This window comes from Amycolatopsis pittospori, from assembly GCF_013870525.1.
GTDB lineage: Bacteria > Actinomycetota > Actinomycetes > Mycobacteriales > Pseudonocardiaceae > Amycolatopsis > Amycolatopsis pittospori.
In genome coordinates this window covers 66,230-91,510 of the sequence record NZ_JACBXD010000003.1, presented here as the reverse complement: position 1 = coordinate 91,510, position 25,281 = coordinate 66,230, and the positions used below count along the sequence as shown (strand labels likewise).

General features: G+C 65.6%; 24 protein-coding genes and 2 pseudogenes. 8 read left to right on the top strand and 18 right to left on the bottom strand.

The window, feature by feature from the left end:
- Window positions 1-32: 32 nt before the first annotated feature.
- Window positions 33-1,520 carry an FGGY-family carbohydrate kinase gene (locus H5J31_RS02620; RefSeq protein ID WP_181770789.1) on the top strand — a complete coding sequence of 496 codons (1,488 nt, stop codon included), beginning with the start codon at window positions 33-35 and terminating at the stop codon, window positions 1,518-1,520.
- Here H5J31_RS02620 and H5J31_RS02615 read toward each other — a convergent pair whose 3' ends face one another.
- Window positions 1,521-2,210 carry a helix-turn-helix domain-containing protein gene (locus tag H5J31_RS02615; protein WP_236004567.1) on the bottom strand — a complete coding sequence of 230 codons (690 nt, stop codon included), beginning with the start codon at window positions 2,208-2,210 and terminating at the stop codon, window positions 1,521-1,523. It lies immediately after the preceding gene.
- Between the two features lie 27 nt (window positions 2,211-2,237).
- On the opposite strand from H5J31_RS02615, the pseudogene H5J31_RS02610 reads away from it, so the two are divergent.
- The 3 genes and pseudogenes from H5J31_RS02610 (at window position 2,238) to H5J31_RS02600 (ending at window position 4,216) form a co-directional block, all read left to right on the top strand.
- Window positions 2,238-2,722 (top strand): annotated as a pseudogene (locus H5J31_RS02610) (NUDIX hydrolase).
- A 214-nt stretch (window positions 2,723-2,936) separates the two neighbouring features.
- Window positions 2,937-3,422 carry an MmpS family transport accessory protein gene (locus tag H5J31_RS02605; protein ID WP_181770788.1) on the top strand — a complete coding sequence of 162 codons (486 nt, stop codon included), beginning with the start codon at window positions 2,937-2,939 and terminating at the stop codon, window positions 3,420-3,422.
- 26 nt (window positions 3,423-3,448) lie between these two features.
- A complete protein-coding gene (locus tag H5J31_RS02600) occupies window positions 3,449-4,216 on the top strand; it encodes an ABC transporter permease (RefSeq protein ID WP_181770787.1) in 768 nt (255 codons plus the stop codon).
- Here H5J31_RS02600 and H5J31_RS02595 read toward each other — a convergent pair.
- From H5J31_RS02595 to H5J31_RS02575, 5 genes are all read right to left on the bottom strand, one after another.
- Entirely contained in the window at window positions 4,179-4,865 is a 687-nt protein-coding gene (locus H5J31_RS02595) for a histidine phosphatase family protein (RefSeq protein WP_181770786.1), read from the bottom strand. The two genes, H5J31_RS02600 and H5J31_RS02595, sit on opposite strands and share 38 nt — an antisense overlap.
- An 18-nt stretch (window positions 4,866-4,883) precedes the next feature.
- Window positions 4,884-6,752: a Na+/H+ antiporter gene (locus H5J31_RS02590; RefSeq protein ID WP_207897338.1), complete on the bottom strand. Its 1,869-nt coding sequence runs from the start codon at window positions 6,750-6,752 to the stop codon at window positions 4,884-4,886.
- Window positions 6,753-6,792: 40 nt separating this feature from the next.
- Window positions 6,793-7,188, bottom strand: a complete 396-nt coding sequence (locus tag H5J31_RS02585; protein WP_181770784.1) for a VOC family protein — start codon at window positions 7,186-7,188, stop codon at window positions 6,793-6,795.
- A gap of 5 nt (window positions 7,189-7,193) precedes the next feature.
- On the bottom strand, window positions 7,194-7,598 hold the full coding sequence (locus tag H5J31_RS02580) for a helix-turn-helix transcriptional regulator (RefSeq protein WP_207897337.1): 405 nt from the start codon (window positions 7,596-7,598) through the stop codon (window positions 7,194-7,196).
- A gap of 120 nt (window positions 7,599-7,718) precedes the next feature.
- Window positions 7,719-10,817: a glycosyl hydrolase 2 galactose-binding domain-containing protein gene (locus tag H5J31_RS02575; protein ID WP_181770782.1), complete on the bottom strand. Its 3,099-nt coding sequence runs from the start codon at window positions 10,815-10,817 to the stop codon at window positions 7,719-7,721.
- 169 nt (window positions 10,818-10,986) lie between these two features.
- Here H5J31_RS02575 and H5J31_RS02570 point away from each other — a divergent pair, with 169 nt between their 5' ends.
- The gene (locus H5J31_RS02570) at window positions 10,987-11,475 is read left to right on the top strand and encodes an NUDIX domain-containing protein (protein WP_181770781.1); all 489 of its coding nucleotides are present in this window, start codon (window positions 10,987-10,989) and stop codon (window positions 11,473-11,475) included.
- A 10-nt stretch (window positions 11,476-11,485) separates the two neighbouring features.
- Here the strand turns inward: H5J31_RS02570 and H5J31_RS02565 are convergent, their stop codons facing one another.
- From H5J31_RS02565 to H5J31_RS39740, 4 genes are all read right to left on the bottom strand, one after another.
- Window positions 11,486-11,872, bottom strand: coding sequence for a YchJ family protein (locus tag H5J31_RS02565; protein WP_181770780.1), 387 nt, complete (start codon window positions 11,870-11,872; stop codon window positions 11,486-11,488).
- A 12-nt stretch (window positions 11,873-11,884) separates the two neighbouring features.
- Complete coding sequence (locus H5J31_RS02560; RefSeq protein WP_181770779.1) at window positions 11,885-12,262, bottom strand: DUF1801 domain-containing protein; 378 nt, start codon at window positions 12,260-12,262, stop codon at window positions 11,885-11,887.
- Window positions 12,263-12,331: 69 nt separating this feature from the next.
- Window positions 12,332-12,535 (bottom strand): helix-hairpin-helix domain-containing protein, encoded by a 204-nt coding sequence (locus H5J31_RS02555; RefSeq protein WP_181770778.1) that lies wholly within the window; start codon window positions 12,533-12,535, stop codon window positions 12,332-12,334.
- A 37-nt stretch (window positions 12,536-12,572) separates the two neighbouring features.
- Window positions 12,573-13,211 carry a hypothetical protein gene (locus tag H5J31_RS39740; RefSeq protein ID WP_236004565.1) on the bottom strand — a complete coding sequence of 213 codons (639 nt, stop codon included), beginning with the start codon at window positions 13,209-13,211 and terminating at the stop codon, window positions 12,573-12,575.
- A gap of 402 nt (window positions 13,212-13,613) precedes the next feature.
- Here H5J31_RS39740 and H5J31_RS02545 point away from each other — a divergent pair, with 402 nt between their 5' ends.
- Window positions 13,614-13,913 carry an antibiotic biosynthesis monooxygenase family protein gene (locus tag H5J31_RS02545; RefSeq protein ID WP_181770777.1) on the top strand — a complete coding sequence of 100 codons (300 nt, stop codon included), beginning with the start codon at window positions 13,614-13,616 and terminating at the stop codon, window positions 13,911-13,913.
- Between the two features lie 84 nt (window positions 13,914-13,997).
- On the top strand, window positions 13,998-14,801 hold the full coding sequence (locus H5J31_RS02540) for a DUF1684 domain-containing protein (protein WP_181770776.1): 804 nt from the start codon (window positions 13,998-14,000) through the stop codon (window positions 14,799-14,801).
- On the opposite strand, the gene H5J31_RS02535 is transcribed toward H5J31_RS02540, so the two are convergent.
- The 8 genes and pseudogenes from H5J31_RS02535 to H5J31_RS02505 all read right to left on the bottom strand — a co-directional run bounded on the left by H5J31_RS02535 (window position 14,783) and on the right by H5J31_RS02505 (window position 20,685).
- Complete coding sequence (locus tag H5J31_RS02535; protein ID WP_181770775.1) at window positions 14,783-15,778, bottom strand: BtrH N-terminal domain-containing protein; 996 nt, start codon at window positions 15,776-15,778, stop codon at window positions 14,783-14,785. The genes H5J31_RS02540 and H5J31_RS02535 overlap by 19 nt on opposite strands.
- A complete protein-coding gene (locus H5J31_RS02530; RefSeq protein ID WP_181770774.1) occupies window positions 15,775-16,578 on the bottom strand; it encodes a MerR family transcriptional regulator in 804 nt (267 codons plus the stop codon). Before H5J31_RS02530 ends, H5J31_RS02535 begins: the two co-directional genes overlap by 4 nt.
- Before the next feature lie 45 nt (window positions 16,579-16,623).
- Entirely contained in the window at window positions 16,624-16,761 is a 138-nt protein-coding gene (locus H5J31_RS39580; RefSeq protein WP_207897311.1) for a carbohydrate-binding protein, read from the bottom strand.
- Between the two features lie 89 nt (window positions 16,762-16,850).
- Window positions 16,851-17,267 (bottom strand): annotated as a pseudogene (locus tag H5J31_RS02525) (alpha-L-fucosidase); the annotation flags it as partial.
- A 154-nt stretch (window positions 17,268-17,421) separates the two neighbouring features.
- Entirely contained in the window at window positions 17,422-18,108 is a 687-nt protein-coding gene (locus H5J31_RS02520) for a hypothetical protein (RefSeq protein ID WP_181770773.1), read from the bottom strand.
- A gap of 36 nt (window positions 18,109-18,144) precedes the next feature.
- On the bottom strand, window positions 18,145-18,870 hold the full coding sequence (locus H5J31_RS02515) for a HEAT repeat domain-containing protein (protein ID WP_181770772.1): 726 nt from the start codon (window positions 18,868-18,870) through the stop codon (window positions 18,145-18,147).
- Between the two features lie 190 nt (window positions 18,871-19,060).
- Window positions 19,061-19,555, bottom strand: a complete 495-nt coding sequence (locus H5J31_RS02510; RefSeq protein ID WP_181770771.1) for an AMIN-like domain-containing (lipo)protein — start codon at window positions 19,553-19,555, stop codon at window positions 19,061-19,063.
- An 80-nt stretch (window positions 19,556-19,635) separates the two neighbouring features.
- A complete protein-coding gene (locus H5J31_RS02505; RefSeq protein WP_181770770.1) occupies window positions 19,636-20,685 on the bottom strand; it encodes a DUF6734 family protein in 1,050 nt (349 codons plus the stop codon).
- A gap of 561 nt (window positions 20,686-21,246) precedes the next feature.
- Here H5J31_RS02505 and H5J31_RS02500 point away from each other — a divergent pair.
- A complete protein-coding gene (locus H5J31_RS02500; RefSeq protein WP_181770769.1) occupies window positions 21,247-25,143 on the top strand; it encodes a tetratricopeptide repeat protein in 3,897 nt (1,298 codons plus the stop codon).
- Window positions 25,144-25,281 lie beyond the last annotated feature (138 nt).

Genomic DNA, 25,281 nt, shown 5'->3' with positions numbered 1-25,281 from the left:
GCGCTACTCGCGGTCCGGAGTTCGGAGGGGCTGTGAGCGACCCGGGCCTGGTGCTCGGTATCGACATCGGTACTTCGAGTTCCAAAGGTGTCCTCGTCGATTCGCGGGGCACCGTGGTGGCCCGAGCGTCCCGGCCGCACACCACCGCCCAGCCTCGCCCCGGCTGGTTCGAACACGACGCCGAAACCGTGTGGTGGCAGGATTTCCTTGCGTTGTCCCGAGAACTCGCGACGGCCGGGGATCATCCCATCATCGGAGTGTCGGTCAGCGGGATCGGCCCGGTGCTCCTGCCCGCCGACGCTTCCGGGAAACCACTGCGCCCGGCGATCCTTTACGGCGTCGACACCCGCGCTCACGACGAAATCCGGGAAATGACCCGGGAATTCGGTGAAGAATCCATTGTGGAACGCGGCGGGAGCGCATTGAGCTCTCAGGCCGTCGGCCCGAAGTGGCGCTGGCTGGCCAAGAACGAACCCGAGGTTTTCGAACAGGCGCGGCTCTTCCTGATGGCGAGTTCGTTCCTCGTACTCCGACTGACCGGCGAATACGTCCTCGATCATCATTCGGCCAGTCAGTGCGATCCGATGTACGACCTGCGCGAGGCCCGGTGGGCGCCGGACCGGGTGGCCGCCATCGCTCCCGGCGTCGAACCGCCGCGGTTGGCCTGGCCCACCGAAGTGGCCGGCTCGATCACCGCCGAGGCCGCCGCGGAAACCGGCCTGCCGCAAGGAATCCCGGTGACGGCGGGCACGGTGGACGCCTGGGCCGAGGCGACCGGCGCCGGTGTCACGGAACCCGGCGACACGATGCTCATGTACGGCACCACGATGTTCCTCGTCCAGGTGCTCTCGGATCCACGGCCCGGCCCGGGGTTGTGGACGACTCGCGGCGTGTTCCCCGGTACCTATTCGCTCGCCGGCGGGATGGCCACCTCCGGCGCGATCACCGATTGGCTGCGGGATCTCGCCGGCGGCGAATTCGGCACGCTGGCGGCCGAGGCGGGGCGCGTCCCGGCGGGAAGCCGCGGATTGCTGATGCTGCCGTATTTCGCCGGGGAGCGGACACCGGTGCCGGATCCGGACGCGCGGGGCGTCATCGCCGGGCTCACCACGTCCCACGGTTCCGCCGAGTTGTACCGCGCCGCGCTGGAAGCGACGGCGTACGGGGTGCGGCACAACCTCGAAGCCATGCACGAGGCAGGAGGCGGCGCACGGCGATTCGTCGCGGTCGGTGGGGGGACGCAAGGCGGGGTGTGGACGCGGATCGTCAGCGACGTCGCGCGCATCGAACAGGAGATCCCCGCGGAAACGATCGGTGCGGCGTTCGGCAACGCGGTTCTCGCGTCCTTCGCGGTGGGGCGGGAACCGGATATCGCAGCGTGGAACCCGGTCGCCGAGATCGTCCGCCCGGGTGCGGACGCCGACGTCTACGACGAGTTCTACCCGCACTATCGCGGGCTGTACCGGTCCACAGTGGACATCGCGCACTTCCTGGCGTCGAAGCAGCGTCGTGGGGACTGATCACCGCCGGAAGAACTCACTCGCCTTCACGCCGGCGAAATCCCGGCAATCCCGGCTCAGATGGGCTTGATCGGCGTAGCCCGCCGAGAACGCCAGCGAGGCGAGATCCGGCGTCCGCCCGGCCAGCCCGATCGCCCGCTGGAACCGCGCGACGCGCAGATAGGTCGCCGGGCCGTACCCGACCGCGAGAGTGAACCGTCGTCGCAACTGCCGTTCCCCGGTCGAGAACGGTTCCAGTGCGACGGAGACGCGGGGAGCCCCGTTGTCGAGCCGGGTGATCAGCTCCCGGACCTCCCGGTCGGCTTGCCCGGCCCGGCGTTCGATGACCACGTCGGTGAGCGAAGCGGCGCCGCTGAGCACGCGTTCGGCCAGCAGCTCGCCCTCCCGGCCCCAGAGTTCGCGCAGGGGGACGCGCTGATCGCGGAGTTCGTCTGCGCCCAGGCCCAGCACGTCGCCGGCCCGGCCGGGAACGAACCGCACGCCGAGCGCGTGGGCGTCCGGGGACGTGTCCCAGGTCCAGACAGCGGTGTCCGGTCCGGCGACGAAGACCTCCCCGCCGCTCATGACCAGGTCGACGCAGCCGTCGGGCACGATCCGCTTCGCCGCCTGGCCCGCGGATTCCCACCGGCAGCGCACGACGCCGCTCAGCTCGCCGGGTCCCGCCGTCTCCCGATACACGGTTGCCATCATGCCCCGGGCCTACGACAGAATCGGGTCGTGTCCGAAGCAGAGATCGATTCACTGGCCTGGATCCATGTCCGCGACCGCCGCCTGCTGTCGGTGCGGACCGAGGGGAAGGCCAAGTTCTACCTGCCGGGGGGCAAGCGCGAACCGGGGGAGGGCGACGTCGCCGGGTTGTGCCGGGAGATCCGGGAGGAACTCGGCGTCGAACTCGACCCGCTGAGCTTCCGCTTCTTCGCGGTGCTGAACGAGCAGGCCGACGGCTACGCGGACGGCCGCCGTGTCCGGATGACCTGCCGCTGAGCTTCCGCTTCTTCGCGGTGCTGAACGAGCAGGCCGACGGCTACGCGGACGGCCGCCGTGTCCGGATGACCTGTTACACCGCCGAGCATCGCGGCGAGCCCGCTCCCGGCCGGGAGATCGCGGAGTCCGCCTGGCTCACGTCGGCCGACGCCCACGTATGCCCGCCGGCCGGACGGCGGATGCTCGGACTGCTCGCCGACGCGGGCCTCGTCGACTGAGTCCGTTCAAGCCGGCGGTATCACTCAAAGTGAGCTATCCGGCTCACCGCGTTTACGCCGATCGCCCCATGACCAGGCGCTCCCTGCCCTCCAGGGCACCCAAAAGGGTGAATATCGGGTTTCTTCCCGATAACGGCTAACGCGGAGTCACCTTCGAACGAGAAGTAGTCGACGCACTCGTTGGAAGTGCGCTCGGACGAGAGAAGACCTCTCCATGGGTGTTCCCACCGCGACCCCTCCGGCATCGCCGCCGGTATCGGGTGCCCCGGGCAGGCTGAAGCCGCTCGGGACCGTCGTGGTCGTGCTGGGCGTGATGGCCGTCGCCGTCGCCCTGACCAGTTACGTGATGCCGAAGGCGTCCCGGCCGGTGCAGAGCCCGCCCGCGCCGCAGGTCGAACAGGTCGCGGCCGCCGTGGCGACCCTGACGCACTCCGTCGTCTACGAGCTTTCCGGCGCACAGGGCGCGCAGAACGTCACCTACGTCGCGCAGGGCTCGGAACTCATGCAGAAGACCGAAGTGACGGCGCCGTGGAGCACCGTCTTCGAACGCGCGAGCCAGGAAGGCCGCGACGAGTTCTACAGTCTCTCCGCGCAGGGAGCGGGCAACGGCGTGCTGCGCTGCCGGATCCTGGAAGACGGAGTGGTCGTCAGCGATCACTCCGCCCCCGCCGCGGGCGCGGCGGTGACCTGCACGGCCTGACCGCGACCTTGCGGCAGGATCGCCGCATGACGGATGGTGCGATCGCGTTCGGCCCCGTACTCGCCGTTGTCCTCGTCGCGTTGGCGATCTTCGGCGCGGCCGTGGTGCATTTCGGGCGACTGGGGCAAGGCAAGGCGGTGCTGTTCGCGGCGGCGCGTGCCGTGGTGCAACTCGCCGCCGTCTCGCTGGTGATCGTCGGGATCCTGAAGTCGGGCTGGCTGACCGGTGGGTTCGTGCTGCTGATGTTCGCGATCGCGGCCTTCACCTCCGCGCGCCGCATCGGCGTGGCCGGGGACCTGGCCTGGGTCGCGCTCGCCATCGCGTCCGGCGTGGTGCCCGTGCTGACCCTCGTCCTCGTGACCGGCGTGGTCCCGTGGCGTCCGATCGCGATCGTGCCGATCGCCGGGATCGTCATCGGGGGCGCGATGTCCGCGACCTCCCAGGCGTCCCGGCGGGCGCTGGACGAACTCGTTTCCCGGCACGGCGAGTACGAAGCCGCGCTGGCGCTGGGATTCCTGCGCCGCCCGGCCGCGCTGGAGATCTGCCGCCCTTCGGCCGGGCACGCGCTCATCCCCGCGCTGGACCAGACACGCACCGTCGGCCTGGTGACCCTGCCCGGCGCCTACGTCGGTGTCCTCCTCGGTGGCGCCGGGCCGTTGCAGGCCGGGGTGACGCAGGTACTCGTGCTGATCGGGTTACTGGCCGCGGAAGCTGTCGCGGTCCTCGTCGCCGTGCACCTGGTCGCGGCCGGCCGGATCAGCCGAAAGGCGCCTGAAGGTGCGACGTGTCGTTGAACCGCCGCACCTGCCAGTCGTCCCCTGAGATCACCAGGTGCGAGATCGAGCCGTTGTCCGCGCCGAGGAACGCGAACCGGTTCTTCGCGCCGCTGGCGTGCGCGAACACCTCGCCGATGACACCGCCGTGGGTGAAGACGGCGATCCGCCGGTCCGGGTTGGCCGCCGCCAGCCTGCCGAGGGCCGACGTGATCCGGCCGTTGAAGCTCTCCATCGTCTCCGCGCCAGGGATGACGTCCCAGCGCTGTTCCTGCCACAGCTTCTCGATGATCGGGTGGCCTTCGTAGGTGTAGCGCCGGAAGAGGCCGTTCTCCCACTCACCGAGGTTGATCTCCCGCAGATCGGCTTCGACTTCCGGCGTCATCCCGAGCTTCGCCGCCAGCGGTGCCGCGGTCTGCGAGGTCCGCCGCAACGTCGTCACGTACAGCGCGGAGATCCGTTCGTCCCCGAGACGGCGGCCGACCCTCTCCGCGTGGTCCCGGCCCTCCGGCGCGAGGTCCGGGTCGGCCTGACCATCGACCGTGTCGAACGGCGTGCTGGCCTTGGCCGGCGCCGATTCACCGTGGCGGACAAGGAAGATCTCGGTGGCGCCGGGCGGCGGCGAGAACCGGTGCTGGCGGTATTCGACTTCCTGCTCAGGGGTGCTCATGGATCGGACGATACCGAGCTACCCCAGTTGTTTGTCGACGAAGCACCAGCGCCAGGTCTCGCCGGGCTCGTGGCTGCGCATCACCGGGTGCAGGGTGTCGTGGAAATGCTGGGTCGCGTGTTTGCCCGGCGACGAGTCGCAGCAGGCGACATTCCCGCATTTGACGCATTTGCGCAGGTGGACCCAGGTCATCCCGTTCTCGACGCAGACCGCGCAGACGTCGGGGGAGCCGGCTTCGGTATCCGGCCATTCCTTGGTCAGATGTTTGCAGGATCCCGCCGTCGCGGCGGGTGTGCGCAGTTCCCGATCGGAGTCCGGCACGGTCTCCTCCTCCCTGTCCAGCATGGATTCCTCGATGTCGAGCCGTTCGAGGATCCGGCGCAGGACATCATCATCGGCCATTCCGGAGTCCCGCGCCTCCAGGAACTTCTCCCGTTCGACTTCGAGTAGCTCGAACCGCAGGCGGCGGTAGGCGTCGCTCGGCGTCTCGGTCAGCGAGCTCTGCCTGCCGAGCTCTTCCCAGGCCGAATCGGACCGGTGCTGGAGACGGCTGCGCAGCCGCTCGACGATGTCTTCGGGATCTTCGGGAGTCCGGATCTCCTCCAGTTTCTCCAACGCGGCCCTCGTCATGGTGTTGATGACGGCCGCTTCCTGCAGCGCGTCCTCGGCGGGATCGGGCGGCGGCAGCTTCAGCCGGCGCACCAGCACCGGCAGTGTCGTCCCGTGCAGCACCAGCGTTCCCGCCACGACGACGAACGCCACCAGGACCAGCACGGCCCGCTGCGGGGTGTCCGCGGGCAGCACGAACGCGGCCGCGAGCGTGACGACGCCGCGCATGCCCGCCCAGGCGATCACCGTCGAGTACCGCCAAGGCCAGGCGTGGCGGCGGAACACCCGCCGCGTCAGCCCGATACCGATCATCCAGATGATGCGGGCGACGATCGTCGCGGCGAGCGTGGCGGCGCAGATGACGACCAGTTCCAGCGCGCTCAGCCCGCTCTCGCCGACCTCGGTCATGATCCGGCGGACCTGCAGGCCGATCAGCAGGAAGACGATGTTCTCCAGCAGGAACTGAATGGTCTGCCAGTTCAGCCTGCTGGCCAGCCGCGAGCGACCCGACAGCATGCTCGGCGCCTTGTGCCCGAGGATCAGGCCCGCGATGACCACGGCGATCACCCCGGAACCGTGGATCGCCTCGGCGGCCAGGTAGGCGACGAACGGGACCACCAGCGAAAGCGCGGTGTCGCTTACCGGATCTTCGAGCCGGGTGCGGATCATCGCGGCGAGCGCGCCGACGGCGAACCCGATCACCAGCCCGCCGCCCGCGGCGAGCAGGAAATCGCCGCCCACCTGCAGGAGGCTGACCGAACCGGCGATGGCCGCGATGGCGGTCCGCAACGCGACCAGCGCGGCCGCGTCGTTGAACAGGCTTTCGCCCTCCAGCAGCCGGGTCAGCTTGCGCGGCATCCCGACCTTGCGGGCGACCGCGGTGGCCGCGACCGCGTCGGGCGGGGCGACCACCGCGCCGATCGCGAGCCCGGCGGCGAGTGGCAACCCGGGGATCACCAGCCACGCGACCACACCGACCGCGGCCGTGGTGAAGATGACGAGACCCACCGAAAGCAGCAGGATCGGCCCGCGGTTGCGGCGGAAGTCGATGAGCGACGTGCGGATCGCGGTCGCGTACAGCAGCGGGGGCAACAGCCCCAGCAGCACGACCTCCGGGTCCAGTTCGTACTCCGGGACACCGGGGATGTACGAGGCGACGATCCCGACCGCGATCAGGCACAGGGGCGCCGACCAGTCGAGTTTCCGCGCCGCGGCGGTGACCAGGAGGACGGCCACCACCAGTGCCACGAGTTCTACCGCGATCTCCACGCCGCTCATCATCACCCGGGAGCCCCGGTGCGCGCGCACCGAGGTCGGGCTACCGCTGTTCGATACGCACCAGATTGCCCGAGGGGTCGCGGAAAGCGCAGTCGCGGACGCCGTAGGGCCCCTCGAGCGGTTCCTGGACGACGTCGGCGCCGGTCGCCTGGATCCGGTCGAAGGTCTCGTTCAGGTCCGGGGTGGACAGCACGATGGCGCCGTAGGTGCCCTTGGCCATCAGTTCGACGATCGTGGCGTGCTCTTCTTCGGTGAGCCCCCCGTCGGCGGCCGGGGAATGGAGCACGATCGACGTCCCCGGCTGTCCCTCCGGGCCGACGGCGGCCCGCCTCGGACCTTCCTCGCGCACTTGGAAGCCCAGGATGTCCCGGTAGAAGGAAAGTGAGGCTTCGAGATCGTCCGAGGGCAGGAAGGACGCGTCGATCGAGAGGGTCATACGGCTCAAGGTAGGTCTGGGCGCGGGGGCGCCGCTTCTCTATTCCTGACCGGCCTCATGACCTGTTTGACGACGCAGCCGGGCATGCCCCTGCCCTCTTCCACCGCCTGCTTGCGGTAGGCGCTCGGCGACATCCCGACCAGTTCGGAGAACCGCGTGCTGAACGTGCCCAGCGACGAGCAGCCGACTTCGAAGCAGACCTCGGTGACCGACATGTCCCCGCGCCGCAGCAGCATCATGGCCCGCTCGATCCGGCGGGTCATCAGATAGCTGTAGGGCGATTCGCCGTACGCCGCCCGGAACTCGCGGCTCAGGTGCCCGGCCGAGACGTGGACGCCGCGTGCCAGCGCCTCGACGTCCAGAGGCTGCGCGTAGTCGCGGTCGATCCGGTCGCGGACGCGTCGCAACATGGCGAGGTCACGCAGGCGCGGGTCGGGTTTGCCGGTCACCCGGAAAGCGTAACCCAAGGTCGGACGCCGAGAGGCCCCCTTCGCCGGGCGGCGAAGGGGGCCTCTCGCGGATCTCGATGATCAGAGGGTGATCTTGTCGACGTTGGGGCCGCCGTTCGCCGTGGTGGCGACCGCACTGATCTTGTTCACCCCCGCGGCCAGGGTCACCTTGACGGTCTTCGTCGTCCAGTTCGGCCAGGCACCGGTGCCGCCGAAGCCGACGCCCGACGCGCTCACCGTCCCGTTGACGGAGAAGTCCAGCGGCCGGTTCGCCGTGGTGCCGTTGGCGTACCGGACGACGACGTCGTAGGTGCCCGCGGCCGGTGCGTTCACCGTCCACTCGACCGCGCTGCCCGCCACGTTGTCGTAGTTGACGAATCCGCTGCCGGTGAACCCGGCGTGGTTGGACTCCACCGCGCCCTGGACGACCGTGGCGTCCTCGGCCTGGTAGTCGACCGGGTTGCCCGGGCCGGGACCGGAGCCGTCGGCCGGAACGGTCTGCGTGCCGGTGTTCCAGCCCGAGACCCGCACCGAAGGCTTCGAGCCCTTGAGGTCGGACGTCCGGTACTTCGCGGTCAGCGTGGTCGTTTCACCCGGCCAGAGGCTCATCGCGTTGTCGTTCCACTCGACCGGGAGCACCGGCTTGCCCGCGGAATCCACGACCTTCGTGTCGACGTAGAACGCCGGGAGCTTGCCGCTCGAGGTGTTCTTCAGCGTCACGGTCGTCGTGGTGGTCCCGTCGGATCCGGCGGTCGACTTCGCCGTCGCGCTGACGGCCGACTGCCCGAGGTTGTTCAGCCCGGACAGATCCGCGAAGGCCGACTGAGGCGTGTAGTACCAGTCGCTGCCGCCCCAGTTGAGCGTGTCCGCCTTGGTGGACAGCCAGTACACGTTCCGGCTGACCTCCTTGCCGGACGAATCGGTGAGCACCAGCTTCGCCAAGTACGTCGTCGAAAGGCCGCTCACCGCCGGAACGGTGACCGCGGTGGCCTTGGCGCCCAGCGCGCCGACGGACAGCCCGGACTTGGTGTTGCTGTACTTCTCCGTGCCGTCGAGGTTGTACAGCTTCGTGGTCGCCGTCAGCCCGTTCACCGCGTTCGACGTCTGGTTGATCACCACGACCGAGCGGTTGTCGTGCGAATACTGGATGTGCAGCGGCTCGTTGGCCTTCTTCGCGCCGTAGTAGGCGCCGTTCTGATCCATGTAGGCGTCGAACAGCTGCCAGTGCAACGAAGTCCACGGGCTGTTGAGCATCCAGTAGATCAGCCCGGTCGACGGGTTCGTCGAGTCCGTGTAGTTGCGCGAGTGCGACTCGAATTCCGCCCGGACGTTCTCGTACTGCGCGAGCTGCGCCTTGCGCACGAAGTCGTTCAGGTTCGCGGCCGCGCCGTACCGTTTGGTGAGCGCGTCACCGAACAGCTTCAGATTCGCGAACGTCGACGAAGAGGACCGGTGGTACTGCGGTGCGGACGGGTTCTTCCACATCGTTTCCAGTTCGCTCGCGGACATCATCCGCTTCAGCGTGTCCATCGTCGGGATGTCGACGCCGGCACTGGTCTCCGAGTTGAAGTTCCAAGCGCCACCACGGTCCTTTTGGGACTTGTCGTACCAGTAGACCGGCGGGACGTAGTCGTACGGGCCGTTCATCTTCATCCCGGAAGCACCCGTGATCGGGGACGGCCTCTTCGACGCCGACGGGATCACCGGGAGCTGGAAGTCGGCCGCCTTCATCGCGTCGAGGTAGCCCTGCTCGATCCGCCTGTCCGGCGCGAAGTCGCTGCCGATGTGGAAGGAGATGACACTCGGGTGGTCGCGCAGGCGCTCGGCCTCGGAGAACATCGAAGCCTTGGCGATCGGGTAGTCCGATTCGACCCAGGGCTCACCTTTCTCCTCGCCGTTGACGTGGCCTTCCCACTTGTCGCAGCATTCCCAGCCGGGCATCGTCAGCACGCCGAGGTCGTCGGCGATGTCGAAGAACTCGTCCGGTTCGATGTGGCCTTCCAGCCGGACCGTGTTGAGTCCGAGGTTCAACACGTACTTGAGCTTGTCGGCCGCCGCGGTCTCGTTCCAGCGCAGGAACAGGTCCGGCGTGTAACCGCCGCCCCTGATCAGCAGCGGTTTGCCGTTGACGCTGTACTGCCGCCCGCCGCTGGAGTTCAGCGGTGCCTTGACGTCGCGGACACCGAACTTCGACTTCGACGCGTCCGACGGCGCGCCGCCGACACTCGCGGTCAGATCGAGTTCGTACCGGTGCTGGGAGCCCATCCCGGCCGGCCACCACAGGTTCGGCTTGTCGAGACCGACCACCGGGAAGGTGACGGTCTTGCGCTCCTTGGCCGCCAACGGCACCGTCTGGCTGACCGGTTTGCCCGCGACCGTGCCGGCGACGGTGGCCTGCACCGCGTTCGCCGAGTCGTTGCGGACATCGGCCTTCACCGTGAGGTCGGCGTGGTCGAGCGACGAGTTCAGCTTCTGGACCACGTGCGCGCTGCGCAGCGCCACCGGGCCGCCGCGGCGGACGAGGACGTCACGGACGATGCCCATGTTCTGATCCGGCGGGGTCTGCGCCCAGTCGATCCAGCCCATCGACAGATCGTTGTTGGGATCGTTGGGATAGACCTTGAACGCGACGCTGTTGACACCCGCGCGGACATGCGAAGTGATGTCCAGGTCGTGGCGCGTGTAGGCGCCGTTGACCTGGTCCTTCGTCGCGATCTTGGTGCCGTTGACCCAGACGTCGGCCTTCGAGAGCACGCCGCTGAAGTCGAGATAGGTGCGCGACGAGGTGTCGTCGACGTTGAGATCGGTGCGGTACCACCACGGCACGGCGAAGTCCGACGCCGGCACGTTCTTCATGTTGGTGGAGTAGAAGGGGTCGGCGTACTTGCCGTTCTGCAGCAACCCGGCGTAGACGGTCGACCGCGACGACACCGGGTACCACCCGTTGGTGGGGAAGCCCGGCTTCGACACCGCTGAGTCATCGCTGACCTGTGCCGAGGACTGGATCACGAATCCGGGGATCGGGGTGGCGTTGCCCGCGACCGCGCCGACGTCGACCGACGCGGCCACCTCCGCACCGGTGGCGACAGGCGCGGAGGTCACCCCGCAAACGGCCGCGGTCAGCGCTGTCACGGTCATGGCCAGCAAGGGGATCCGGGTTCTCTTCTGCCGAAAACTCACGAGCGCGCCTCCTCGGGCACACGGCGGCGGACCTGGGCGGAAATCGTTAAGAAAGTTCCCTAACAATGTTGGGAGCGATAGTAGCCGTCCGGTCACGCGGGGAACAGACCCTTGCACGGGGTTTGTCAGCGGTGGGTGGTGTGGGTCTGCCGCGAGTAGCCTCCTGCTCGTGGACCTGCTCCCGTTCGACGAGTACGTGCGTTCGCTGAACCGGAAGCGGATGGCCGCCGGTGTGCTGTTCCACGACGACGCCGGCCGCGTCCTGATCGTGGAGCCGTCCTACAAGGAGGACTGGGAAATCCCCGGCGGCGCTTGCGACGAGGGGGAGCCGCCTTGGCGAACGGCGGAACGTGAGCTCGGCGAGGAACTCGGCATCACCCGCGCCGCGGGCAGGGTGATCACCATCGACTACGCCCCGGCCACCGAACGGATGCCCGAAGGGCTCACTTTCGTCTTCGACGGCGGAGTGATCACGGATGAAGACGTCGCCGGGTTCGTCTTCGCGGACTCCGAGATCGTGTCAGTGGCCTTGGTGTCCCTGGCGGAGGCGGCGAGGAAAGTGAGCCCCCGCCTCGCTCGGCGAGTCTCGGTGGCTCTCGAAGCTGCTCGAACCGGGACTCTCACGATCTGCGAGGACGGTCGTCCGGTCGCCGGTTAGGGCTTGCCGCTCAGCTCACCGGAGCGACGTAGATCCACTGTCCGTCGACACGGACGAAGCGGCTGTTCTCGTGCATGCTGTCCGCTCGGCGATCCTGCCGGTAGTGGGCCCGGAACTCCACGGTGCCCTCCTGTTCCAGCAGGCCGCCGCCCGTTTTGCCGAGGATCTCCAGGAATGTCCAGCGCTGACCCTGGTCCAGTTCGAGGTCCGCGGGCCGGGTGTCGGGGTGCCAGGTCTCGGTGAGGTACGCGGTGTCGCCGACGGCGAACGCGCTGAACCGCGAGCGCATCAGGAGTTCGGCGGTCGGCGCGGTCGCGGTACCCCGGTGGAAGCGGCCGCAGCAAACGCCGTAGGGCTCGCCGAGGCCGCAGGGACAACGGGATTCATCGGTGATCACGCCGGGATTGTGTCATCGCGCGGCCGCGGCGGCTTCGAGGTCCCGTGCCTGCTTGAGCCAGCCGGCGAACAGTTCCGCGTCGATGTCGTCGACCGAACGCAGTTTGACATGCGCCATCGTGCGAGAACTCGCCTCGAGCCTGCCGGATTCGTCGTCGATGAGCTGGCCCTTCCACAGGGCGAAGGTGACGTACGACGAGTACGCCTTCATCAGGCAGACGAGGTTCTTCCCGGCCGCTTCACCGGCGCTCCACGTCGGGGAGGCGTGGTACATCGCCTCGACGGAACCCGGCAGGGCCGCGTTGACGATCGGGCGGAGCGCGGTGGCGACCTCACGCAGGCCCTCGGGCAGGGCGGCGATGTAGTCGTCGACGTTCGCGAACTTGGCCATGACTGGATCCCTTCGATCGGTGTGCTGTCAGCTAACCGTCCGAAGGTTCGAGTTGTCAAGACAAAAAAATTATTCGGTGGCGCGGAAGCTCCGACCTCGGGCTTCGAGCTCCTCGCGGATGATGCGGAGGGCTTTGGGGCCGACGCCATGGAGTGCCGCGAGCTCCGCTTCGGTCGCCCGGGTGAAATGCTCCAGCCGCGTGTAGCCGGCGCCGGTGAAGGCCCGCGTCGCCGGTTTGCCGATGCCGTGCGGCAGGTCGGTCTGCTCGTTCATGCCTCCATCGTGGCGTCAGCCTTCGTCCGGCGCCGGGTCAAGGAGCGGGGAATTCGACGGCGACCTCGACCGCTGTCTCCAGCGTCGACTCGCTCGGCCGTCCGCCGTCAGGGGCGGCTTCCGCGATCACGACCAGCTTTCTGTCCAGGCGGGAGTCATAGTTCTCTCCGGTGAAACGGGTTCCGGGCCGCGCTTCGCCGAAGAGCACGATATTGCCGGTGTCGTCCTTGTCGACGAGCCGCCTCAGGTCGCTCGCCTGGCCCGCTTTCGGCATCTTCACCCAAGCGACGGAGACGGCGATCGTGTTCCCGGCACCGTCGCCGACGGTGACGAACATGCGGTTCAGATCGGTGCAGGGGTGGCGGAGGAAGAATCGCTGGACCTCGCCGAAGGAATTCGGACCGCATTTGAGTTCCCGTTTCGCGGTTTTCTTCATCTGGCGCCAGCCGAGACGCTGCCATGCTTCGGATTGACGGCCCTTCTGTGCGGATTTCTTACTGGACGACTTGCCTTTGAGTGCCTGGCTCGCGGCGGAGTCGAGTGAAGCGGCGCCGCCTCCACCTGCGCTGATACTGACACCGCCGACCGCGACCACGCTCGCGGTGGCGACCGCCGCGAGGCTGCCACGACTCGTCCAGCGTCCTTTTTCGTCACGCGGTTGATCTGGTTTTCCCATGGAACTTTCCGTTCCCTCCCAAGTCCGGAACGGAAGATCCTGCTCCGGACTTCATGAAAGGCGGAGCGCTTCGCCACGAATACGCCCGAATGGCCCAGTTGAACCTCGGACTCATGCCGGTACCGAACGCTTTCTGGGTTGGACATGCCAAGGAGCCCGTCGCCGGTTCGGTGGCGGGCTCCTTGGCATGTCAGGCGATGGCGCGGTGGAGGCTGTTGCGCCGGGGACTGCGGAGCGGGTCCCGGTACTGGGGTGGGATGAACTCCGGTAACCGTTGGTGCCGGGCTGCTTCTCGAAGTTCGCGATCTCGGAAGGCCTGGACTCGCGCCACTCACGGCCAAGCCGGACCCGGCGTCGGCTGCCACCGACATCACTCAACGACCGCCGCCTAGCATCTGGATCATGACGACAGTGGAACTCACCCGCTTCAAGGTCCCGGCCGATCGCGCGGACGAACTGCTCCGGGCCCGGGCCGCGATGCTCGCCGACTTCCGGGCCGACCGGGAGGGCTTTCTCGACGCTCAGCTGATCCGGGTCGACGACGAGACCTGGCTGGACGTCGTGTGGTGGCGTTCCTCCGAGGACTTCGCCGCGTCTCGCGAGAAGGGCGCGAATCTGCCGGGGATCAAGGCCTTCTTCGCGCCCATCGCCGAACTGGTCTCCGCCGAGGAGGGCACGACCGCGGACTACCGGGCCCAGTGACCGCCCACATGCCGGGACGGGAAATATCGTCGCCGTCAGGCCGTTGACCGCGGAGAACGAGCAGGGTCACGGAAGGGATCGGCGATGAGCACAAGCCTGGACACCGAGCGATTCAGCCAGGACTGGCAGGACTGGAAGACCCAGCGCGAGCGTGATCTCGCCGATCCGCTCGGCTGGCTCGCCCTCGTCTCGCTCGACTGGCTCGACGACAAGCCGCGCGCGTACGAGGGGTTGCCCGGCCTGTGGTGGCAGGACGACGACGCCGCCTATCTCGACCCGCAGGGTGCCGATGTCACCCATGAGGGCGAGCCGGTCACCGAGGTCCACCGGTTCGAGCTGGTCAAGAGTGGCGCGGGCACCCGGGTCGTCGCCGGGGATCTCGAGATCGAGGTCGCTCGCCGCGGCGGCTACCTGATCCGAGTGCACGATCCGAAAGCGCCGGTCCTGAACGCCTTCCACGGCGTCCCGGCCTACGCGCCCGACGCTGCCTGGGTGCTCTCCGGGACCTTCGAGCCGTTCGACGAGCCGAAGCCGACGACGGTCGGCGCGGTCGTCGAAGGACTCAGTCACGTGTACGTCGCCCCGGGCATCGTCCGGTTCGAACACGACGGCGAGGAATACACGCTCACCGCCTTCAACGGCAAGGAAAGCGGGCTGAACATCCTGTTCACCGACGCCACGAGCGGCGTCACCACCTACGCGGCGAACCGGTCGCTCGCGGTACCCGCGCCCGCCGAGGACGGTTCCGTCGTCCTCGACTTCACCCGGGCGACGAACCTGCCGTGCGCGTTCACCGACTTCGCCACCTGCCCACTGCCGCCGGCGGGCAACCGGCTGCCGTTCGCGGTGGAGGCGGGGGAGAAGCTGCCCTACGAACGCGAAGCCTGAACCGTCGCGAGAGCCGTCATCGCCTCCTGTTCGAGCTGAGCCAGTCCGGACAGGATCGCGGAGGCATCGGCAAGATGCCGGGCGTCGCCGGTTTCCCCCGCCCGCGTGAACGATCGCGCCACCTCGGTCCACAGTGGAGCGATCTCGCGGTACTTCTCGTACGCGGTGTGGAGACCGGCGTCGTCGACGATCGCCGTGCACTCTTCGAGGAAGTCTCGGTAGATCCGGCGGAACAGCGCGCCGCCGGTTCCCGCTCGTTCCATCAGGACGGCGGCCTGGGGGAGGTCGCGGGCGGGATCGCTGCTGCGGTCGAGCCATTTCCGCACCTGGACGGCGGCCTTCCCGATCCCGCGGTGACCGAGGTTGGCGATGGGCGGATTGAGGAACTCCGTCGCGTTGGCCCGGACGGCCGCCCGGACGGCGTCGGACAACACCGTCGGGGGAGTGTCCGCGGTAATGGTGAACGACAGGTTCTTCGCCGTCATGGGGCCTTTTTCGCCGCGAGCGCGTTCCAGGCTTTCGAGTGACGTCGACACCTCGCCGCCTTGTTGTGCGGTGTCGACGAGGAACGCCTTTTCGTCGTCATAGCCGTACAAAGCGGCGAAGTGACCTCCAAAGTGGACTTTCGAGGTGAAGTACTCGAGGTGGTAGGAGTCGAGCTGCAGACCGACCGGGACACCCGCGTCGATCTGCTCGGCCACGTTCCGCCAGGCCGTGCGCGCCGACGTGGTCTCCTTGACCCGCAAGGCCAAGCCGATCCGCTCGGTCAGCTTCCGGCTGATCTCCATGGGTTTGCTGCGCCCGCCGACGAACGGGAACGGCAGGTTCTTCCCATCCCAGTAGATGAAGCCCAGACCTCCGCCGAGCCCGAACAGCATCGGCTCGGACAGCTCGACCCCGGCGTGCCGCAGAAGGACGTCGAGAGTGCTGGTCTCACAGTGCTCGCCACCGGCGGTCTTGATGTCTTCGAGGATCACGCGGTCACCGGCCAGGCGATCTCGGTGCGGTAGGCCTCCGGCGCGACACCCGGACCCGGCGCCACGAGGTACAGCTCCTCGGCAGGGCCGGCCGGGACACGGTCGCGTTCGGCGATCCAGCGGCCCAGCGACCGGTAGGCGGTTTCGACGTCTTCGTAGCCGCCCTCGTGGATCGTCGCCGCGAGCAGGCAGCCCGGCAGCTCGCCGGAGTCGATCTCGCCTTCGCGCCGCACCGGCTGATCGACCGGGACGAAGAGTTCGACGGTCAATTCGTCGGGATCGTCGGTGAGGTACCGGGTCCCGGGCGGTCCGGCGGGTGTGACGTCCTGCGCTTCGAGCGCCGCGAACAGCCGCGTGTAGGCGGGTCCGATCAGTTCGGCCAGCCCGCCCAGCGGGGTCCGGATCGTCAGACGGGCGATCGACTGCGGGGCGCGCACGCGTTCGTACACGTGCAGCCATCGCGTCGGTTCGGCGAGCACGGAGTCGAGCCTTCCGCTGATCGCCGCGAGTTCCGCTGCCCGGACCGCCACCCGGTCGTGATGCCGTTTGATCGCGGCCTTCACGTCGTCCGGGGTGCCCGCCGCGAGGATCTCGGCGATCTCAGCCAGCGGCACCTCCAGTTCCCGCAGCCGCCGGATCAGGCCGGCCCGGGCGAACTGTTCGAGCGAGTACCGGCGATACCCGGTGTCGGCGTCGATCCGGGCGGGTACGAGCAGCCCGAGCCGGTCGTAGTTCCGCAGCGCGCGGACCGACAGCCGGGTGGCGTGCGCGAACACGCCGATCGGCATCAAGGTCGTCATGGGACCAGCCTGAACCCTCTCCCCGGGAGAGGGTCAAGCGGTACCTCAGCCCAGTGACAGCCGATCGAGGTCCGGCGCGCTCGCGTGGTCGTTGTGGAGCTTGATCGTGTTCGCCCCCGCCTTCAAATCGACCGGCAAGGACGTCGTGTACCGCGTGTTGTTGCCGGCGCCGTCGCCCTTCACCTCGACCGGCGTGCCGCCGTTGACCGTGACGAAGTAGGACCGCGGGCCGTTGACGGTGAAGTCGACGTGCAGGGTGTACCGCCTGGCCTCGGCCGGGTGGTCAGGTCGACCCGCTTGCCCTTGTAGGCGGAATACGCGGCGGAATCCAGCGACTCGACCCCGGTTTCCTTGTGCCACTGGGGATCGTCGGTCATGTAGAGAATCGTCCGGACGCCCTTGGCGTTGCCCGCCTTGACGAGTTCGCCGAGCAGGTCGCGCCGCGTGGCGCAGCTGCCCGGGATCTTCGACGGCCACGGCCGCGCGTAACCCAGCCTGCTGTGGAAGGTGGCGAGCACGATGTACGAGGCGCCGAGCTTGCGTGCCTCGTCGACCCGGTAATCGGCGCTCCAGCCGCCATCGGTGACGGCTCGTTCCCAGGCGGCGCAGTCGGTCGCGGTGAGCAGGCCCGCCAGCAGGGCGAGAACGACGGCGAACCAGGCAGTGCGACGCTGAACTCTCATGGCCATCCGCTCTCATCCAGGCGCGTTACCGAGAGATCCGATGATTGTGCCTGATATCTGAAGGGTCATGACCCATTGAGCGGGACGCGGGGTTAGTCATCGGAGGTGTGACGTCGGAAGGCCCCCTCGCTGTCGGACGAGGGGGCCTTGCGATCGGCACTCAGATGTTGAAGCCCGGGTGGGTCGCGAACGCGTTGTCGATCACGAGGTTCCCGCGTTGCCGGGCCCGCTCGCGCAGGGCCGTCGTCGTGCGCGCGCCCTGGGCGAAGAACCACCACAGGTACAGTGCGCCGTACATCCACGCGCCCTCGTAGCCCCAGGTCGAGTCGGCGCCGCTCTTGCCGGCCCCGAACACCGAACCCGCCGGGAAGTTCGCGTTGTGCGGTTTCCCGCCCTGGTGCCGGGACTCGTGGATCAGCGTCTCGGCGCGGCCGGGAACGTCCTTCGAGTACCAGAAACCGAGGTACAGCTCGATCCGGTCGTCGACGAACGCCCCGCTGAAGGACCGGGCGATGGCGCTGCCGTCGCCGCAGAGCGACCGCAGATCGTCACAGTTGTCCCGCACGTAGCGGCGTGCCCAGTTCAGCATCGCCCCCGAATAGGCGTCGTTCGCGTAGTCCTGCGCCGAATAGGTCAGCAGGTAGCACGCGTTGAAGGTGCGGGCGAGCGGCTTGTCGGTGTTGCACGCGTCTTCCCAGCCGAAGCCGTCGTCCCAGTAGTCCTTGTTGCCCGAGAAACCGTAGGTGTTCCAGAAATAGTCGATGTAGGTCTGGTTGCAGATCGAGGCGCCGTAGAAATTGTCCCCGGTCACGTTCTTGTCCGGCACTGTGTAACTGCAAGTGGCCATCGGAGATCACCTGTCTGTAGAAGGAATTCGTTCGATTCAGGAGCGCGGGGGCTCCGGCGGCGGCACGTCGTCGGTCCGCGAGTCCTTGACGTAGCGCCCGCCGACGGCCTGTGGGACACCGCGGACGTCGACACGCCGGATGTTCAGAAGGCGCTCGTCTTCGGTACCGCTGAGCGACTCGCGGACCTGGGCGGTGAGATCGGTGTCGCCGGTCTCGGCGATGGCCTGGACGGCCGCCCGCCGCACGGTGAACACTTCATGCCGGACTTGCCGCAGCAGCAGTTCCTTGGCCGCGCCGTCACCGGCGGATGCCAGACGCGCCAACGCTTCCACGGCGGTGGTGCGGATGATCACCTCTTCGCCGACGGTGCTGATCCCGTGTGCCGGGTCGTCGGAACGCTCCGGCGGGATCGGCTGGCGGAGCACGTTTTCGAGAACCGAAACGGCTGCGGTGTGCCGCAGATCGGTGAGCAACTGGACCAGGCCCCAGCGCTCCAGGTACTGCTCCTCGGACAGGGCGTCGTACTGCTCGCCGAGTGCCGGGACGACTTCGTCCGCGCGTTCGCGCAGCCTGTCGAGGCTCCGCTGGTAATTGCGCTCGGCGTCCTCTCCGGACGCCGCCATGGTTTCGGCGGCCTGGGTCACCAGTTCGCCGATCTCGCTGTTCGAGAAACTTCCGAGACCCGAACTGCTCGGGCCGGCTTCGAGGTTGTCGCCACCCGGGCCCAAGGAAGGGGTGTCGGGATTGCGTGGGGTCGGCATGAGGTTCTCCTTCGCAGCGGCGATGATGCTGACGGAAGGAAGGAACGCGATAGCGGACCGCAGATACCTGATTTCCCGAAAAGTTGCCTCTTGAGGCGTGCCGGAATTTTCACCGCGGGAATCCGAAAAGGCTTTTGATCACCGAAAGGCGCGACGTCGGTGAAAAGCCTTCACGGATTCCCGCCGGCGATCAATGACCGACGTCGATGACCACGCGGTTCGGCGAGGTCAACGTGAACACGGTGACAGGTGTCCTGCTCCGGACGCCGAGACCGATGGACAGAACGCCTTCGTAGTCGCCGGTGACCGCGACCGCCATGACGTTGCGGAGGTTACGGGTCCGGAACTTCTGCGGCCCGGGATACGTCGGGTTCCCGGCGGAGTCGTGTGCGGCGGCCGGAGTCGCGGCGACGGCGATGAAGTACTCACCGGTCAGCCACACGATCTCGCCGGAGCCGTCGGCGATCAGCTCGTCGACGAGGTCGTACCGGACGGCGGGCGCCGGACCGGCGGTCAGGTCGAGCACGATCCGGTCGAATCCGGGATTCTGCCCGGTGCGGATGTTCGTCATTGTGGGGATCACTTGTGCGGCAAAGGAAGCAGGCGATGCCGCGGCGATGGCGCCGGTCAGCATCAGTGCGGTGGCAGCGAGCGCACCGAGCGCGCGCCGTAGGGTTCTGGTCATGGCGATGACCTCCTGCCGAAGTGTCGAGTCACCGGAAGACGCCTGACGCGGCAAAAAGGTTGTATTCTCCGCGCCAATCGTTACTGATCGCCGAATACGCGTCGAACGATCTCGAAGTCGGCCGGGAAATGGTTTCTCACCCGATGCGCCAGCCATCGCGCATAGCGGAGATCGCTTTTCGCCGACGCGATAAGGTGTGTGAATCGCTGTGCGACAGCGATTTCCTCCCTGAAGGTTTCGTGCTGCGACCCGAAAACACAGTGCACGTCGATGGCACTGCCGCCCCAGCACAGTGCGCCGAGCAGATATTGCTCGACTACCAGGTTGTAGTCCTCAAGCGGCGCGAGTCGTCGCCAGGCAGCCCGATTCTCGGCCGACTCCACCAAACGGATGCCGAGATCGGCGTAATGGCGGAGCAGCGGAACGGCCGTCCCGCCGATGACCCCGGTGCACAACGCGACGTCGCCGGCGTTGTCGATGTAGTCGCCCAGTTCCGGCGGCAGGAAGCCCCCGGTGGCGCGGATCGCGGTCGCGACGGCCGTCGGCCGGTAGTAGCCCACGTCCGAAACCGGTGCGTGCTCAGGGTTCTGCGCGATGACCTCACCGGAGAGGCCCTCGGCCGGAAAGCCGGGCCACAGGAACACGTCGTTGTCGATGTGCAGGAACGGCTCGCTCTGCTCGCGGTAGGCGTACAGCTTTCCGAGTGCCCACCAGGACGGGTTCTGCCCGGCGAGTCCGTTCAGCGTGACGGTCACTTCGCCGAAGGGCAGGCGCAACCGCCTGATGAGCAGTTCGTAGCCCCAATCGTCGGTCACCAGGGCGGTCTCGGGGAAGTGACGTGACGCCAGGCGGAACGAGAGGATCCAAGAGAGTGCGTGGGAGATGTCGTCGACCCAGTGCCTTCCGTGCTGAAGGCGGTACGGGGCGCTCCAGAAGGACCAGACCGCTCGGCGGATCGGCTGCGGGACCCTGTCGCCTGGGCGGACCACGCGGACTCGCGGTGGATGCCAGGCCGACTCGGGGATCCCGCCGTAGCCGTGGTGGATGGGGTCTTCGCGGAAGTTGTCGGGCGCGAGCAGATGGCCGCCGATGGCGACCGCAGTGTAGCCGTCGTATCCGTACCGGCTCACCACTCTAAGATAACCTGAGCCTTTGTGCGGCTCACAGATCACCTTCGACTGAGCTGCGCTTGGCGGTTCTGGGAGCGCCGGTTGTGGTGAACCGAGAAGACTGGAGTGGGAACGTTCTAGGCTTGAAGCGCTTCGTTGAACTGTCATCCCGGCATCCGCTGACTTGGCTTCCGCAGGGCTACACGAACGACTTCTGACGGCGACGATGATCGACTATCCCGCGATCAGCAGTCTCCGTCTGAAACAGTTCACCTAGCAGGGGCTCGGCGTTGCGATCGTCGAGATTCTGTCACGAACTTGGCCACTGCTGTTCTGGGTATGGCGAGCCAAGGCGGCCGGAACAACCTGTCGATGACGCCCCGCGCGTCAGAAGTGAGTGTGACAAACGAGTTCGCACGACGCAACGAACCTTGAATGCGCTACGTCGAGTCACTTCGTGACTAAGGGCGACGTCAGCCCCGGCGACGGCACACTGGCCTTCAGGAACCCTCTTCGAGTAACGCACCGTCAAGTGCTTCCGACTCCTAGGGAGCGTCCGGCCGTGTCTAGTGAGGAGAGCCAGTGCAGCGAGAGCGTTTCCTAGCTGAGGTAACGAAAGCACGACGTGCATGTGACTACTCTGCTGCCGCTCAGCTAATACGCACATATCAGTCATCTCACCCGCTCTCTTCGGAGCCGCATGTGGAGGCAGGCCACGTCGCATACGATCGCGGGCGACTAGACTTAGCTGCGGAATATTTCGATCTGGCACTCGAGTTAGGCCCGTCGAATGATCGAGCGCTTGCCTGGAAAGTGGCGCTAAAGAACGTAAACGAAGGGCCTGCTGCGGCGATTCTGTTAGCTGAGGAACTTCTGGCCAGCGACCTGAACCTTCCTGCTGTTCGAGTGGCGCTCGGGCGTAGTCGTCAATTTGAAGGCTCCAAAGAGGAGGCACTCGCCGAATATGAGAGGGCGTTGCAGATCGCACCTGGATATCTAGATGCAATTGAATGGCGTATCGAGGTTATCGGCCGTTTGCGAGGGCATAGTGCCGCGCTTGACGAGCTTTGGCTCGCCGTACGCCGTTTTCCTGGGGCGCCCGAGCTGTTCGTAGCTGCTTACACCAGTGCGAAGGGAAAACAAGAGACTGCTCGGGCACAGGAGATTCTCGACCAGGCAATCGAAGTTCATCCGGCGTGTGTGCCACCGCTGCGGATGAAGGTTGACTGGCTTATCAGTACTGGGCAGCTAGAAAAGGCGGTGGATCGTGCTGACGATGCCCTGGTGCTCGCCCCAGCTGCCGCAGATCTGCATGTTGCTCGAGGGCGTGCTCGATATGAACAGGGTCAGTTCGCCGCTGCTATCGAGTCCTTTAGGCGAGCGTCAGTGCTGGAACCTCACAGGGCCGAAAGTGTCCAGTGGCTGGTTTCTGCGCTGAGGGTTCTAGAACGGCACGAAGAAGTTCACCGGGAGATCGAAGGTGCACTGCGTCGCATGCCGACAAATCAAGTGTTGCTTTCGGTGGCGGCCGACGAGAGTGGATGGCGAGGTGACTTCGACGCCGCACTTGTCCTGACTGGAAAGGCTGTGCAAGCTGCTCCTGCAAACACAAGCGCACTTCTGCGCCATATTTCGGCTCTTGCTGATCGTCACTGCTATGAGGAGGCGGAGCATCTTGCTCTTGCTGCAGCGCGCGAGCATCCTGGGAATGCGAGGTTGGCGGCTGAGGTGGCGTCGGTCTATGGGCAACTTGACCGGGACGAGGATGCGTTGGCATGGTATCGTACTGCGTATTCATTGGATCCTAAAGCGTTTCGAATTTCTCGAATCGCTATGGCGCTAGGGTGGCTCAATCGGTTCGCGGAGGCCGAGTCATTGCTGCTGTCTTCAATCGAAGTGCAGTCAGATTCTGTTGCATTGTTCCGTAGGCTGGGAGCAATTCGCGAGCTGGCGGGAGATTTTTCAGGGGCCTTAGAGGCTTACGATAAGGTGATAGAACTTGATTTAATTAATGTCCCTGGACATACGGCGAAGATCGGTTTGTTGTGCCGTCTTAGGCGGCTCGAAGAGGCAGGGATCGCCGCGAGAGTTGCTGTGGACGCATTGCCGGGAAATGGCAATCTGTGCGAGATGCAAACTTGGCCAATGCGCGACGCTGGGCGAGAGTCTGACGTTGAGGTGATGTTGAGGAGCGCATTGGATAGATGTGAAAACAAATGGCCGATCCACCTTGGGATTCTTCGGTGCTTGCGTCGTCAGGGAAGATTTGAAGAGGCGCTAGATGATGTCGCGAAAATGCTCATTGATGATCCACATGACCTCGCTGCGCATCGCTGGATGCTGGATCTGCTGAGTGATGTCCGTCGGTACGACGAGGCAATAGCGTATGGTGAACGTGTTACTGTGCTGTATCCGACAAATACTTCCCTGCGAATGAGGCTTGGATGGCTTCGGCAGGAGATTGGCGACTTTGCCGGCGCGTTGACCGACTTCGAGTCAGTGTGTGCCATGAAACGCACGATTTGGGCCGTGCGGAGCATGGCGAAGATGCTTTGCCAGGTTCGACGGTTTGCCGATGCCGAGGTTCTGCTGGCTGATGAGATTCGCGCTAAACCCAATTATGCGATCCTTCGTCACGAGCTTGCTTGGGTGTATTGGATGCAAGCTAAGGAAAAAGAGGCAATTGCGGAGTGCGAGCGCGCTCGGAGTATCGAGTTCGGACCCGTTGATGGAATTGTTAACCATGCTTTGATGCTTCGGCGATTGAATCGTTGGGTCGAAGCTGAAAAAGTATTAACAAAGGCTCTTGTTCGTTATCCTGGAAATTTGCTCATTCTAACTCAATTCGGCTTACTTAATGATGATCAGAACCGTTATACTGCGGCGATAGAATGGTTTGATCGCGCTCTGGAAAGTGACAAATTCTATAGTGCGGCTCTGGTTGCAAAGTCGGCTACTTTGCGATCGTTGGGACGATTTGGTGAGGCTGAGGCAATGCTGGAGCCTGCGTTGGATAGGTTTCCGGACATGGCTGAACTATTGATTGAACGCGGTTGGATTTATCGCGATCAGGGGCGACTGAGTCTTGCAAAGCAGGCCTTTTCGAAGGTTGCCGATGTGGTCCCTATTCCTGCGGTCCGAGCCGATGCGCGGAGATGCCTGGGTTGGACGGCATTTGCGGATGACAAGTATGATGAAGCCAGGGATCTATTTCGAGAGGTTCTCCTGGAAGATTCCTATGTAATCGACGCAAAAATCGGCCTCGCGTGGTCTTTGGTCAGGTTGGATGATCTGGAAAGTGATCAAGCTGCTGAAGGGCTATGTCTTGAGGTTCTGGGTGCGGAACCCCGGAATCATCTTGCTCATACATGTCTCGGCGTTCTTTTTGCCAGGCAAAGAGATTTTCCGCTCGCAGAGCATCATCTGCGCTACTCGTTGGAATTGGATCCTTTCGATGGCAGCTTCGTAGACCTCGCGGTACTGCTTGTTGATCTTGAACGTTTTGATGAAGCTGAGGAGTTGCTGACGAAGGCCCTTGATCGAAATTGGTATGATATTCAGGCGCATATCGAGCTAGGCAGGTTGCATCTGCAGCGTGACATCGACAATGGTGAGGTAGGGAAGAATGCCAGATCTGCGGGCGCCGATTTCCGTCGAGCACTGACGTTGGATCCGACCAGTCCGTCTGCGGCCACAGGGTTGGCCGTAACTCTTAGTAGATTGCCGGGAGACCTCCCTGAAGCTGAACGCGTGATGCGACGAGTAATCAGTCTTACTAAACAGGGTGACGCCCGTTGGCCGCTGCTGCTCACTTTAGCTCGACTGCTAATCGAACGCGGTGATTCTGCGCAACGTCCTGAGCTGTACCTGGAGGCGCTAGCTTTAGGTCAGGAGGCCATCGACTTGGCAAATTGGGACGCGGAGCCTTACTTTGTGACCGGTGTTGCGGCTTTCAAGGCAGGATCGCAAAATTCGGATGCGCGACTGGTTTCTCTATATCGCCGCCGCTCAGTCCGATACCTGCGACGATGCCTTGAGCGGGACAGTCGTCACGAGGAAGCTAGGCGTGTCATGACGCTAGCAGAGCAAAGCGTGGCTTTGGCGGGCGGTAGTCTGGCGGGTAGTAGGGCTCTAAGCTGGATCACAGCCTTGCTGTTGATTGGTTTGTGGACAGGCTTCTTCTTGACCGAAAAGATTAGTTCTGTCGTTTTGGGCACCATGACCGCAGTTCTTGCCAGTCTTTTCGCTCTCGGATTTGTTTTGCCACACTTAGTTCGGCTGAAACTCCCGGGAGGCGTGGAGGCTGACCTGTCAGCGAGTCTGGCGCAGGTATCCGCAGGGCCTACCGGTGAGCTCAATCTAGGCCGAGGCCGGTTTGCCGGGACTAGCAGTCACTTCGACGGAGGGTCGTATCTCAACTCCGGCCCCAGGGGTGAGCTCCCGCGCCTTGGTGCGAGCCAGGACGAACCGCTCCAGTAGTGGCTCCGAATCAGTGAAGCCGTCAGTCCTGAGGTGTCTGGTTGAGCAGCCTGCTCACGATCCGGGTTGAGTGCGTGAGCTATGGCGCTTTGGACGGGGCCGCCTAGTAGGTAGGCAGCCCCGTTCGGGAACGTCGTC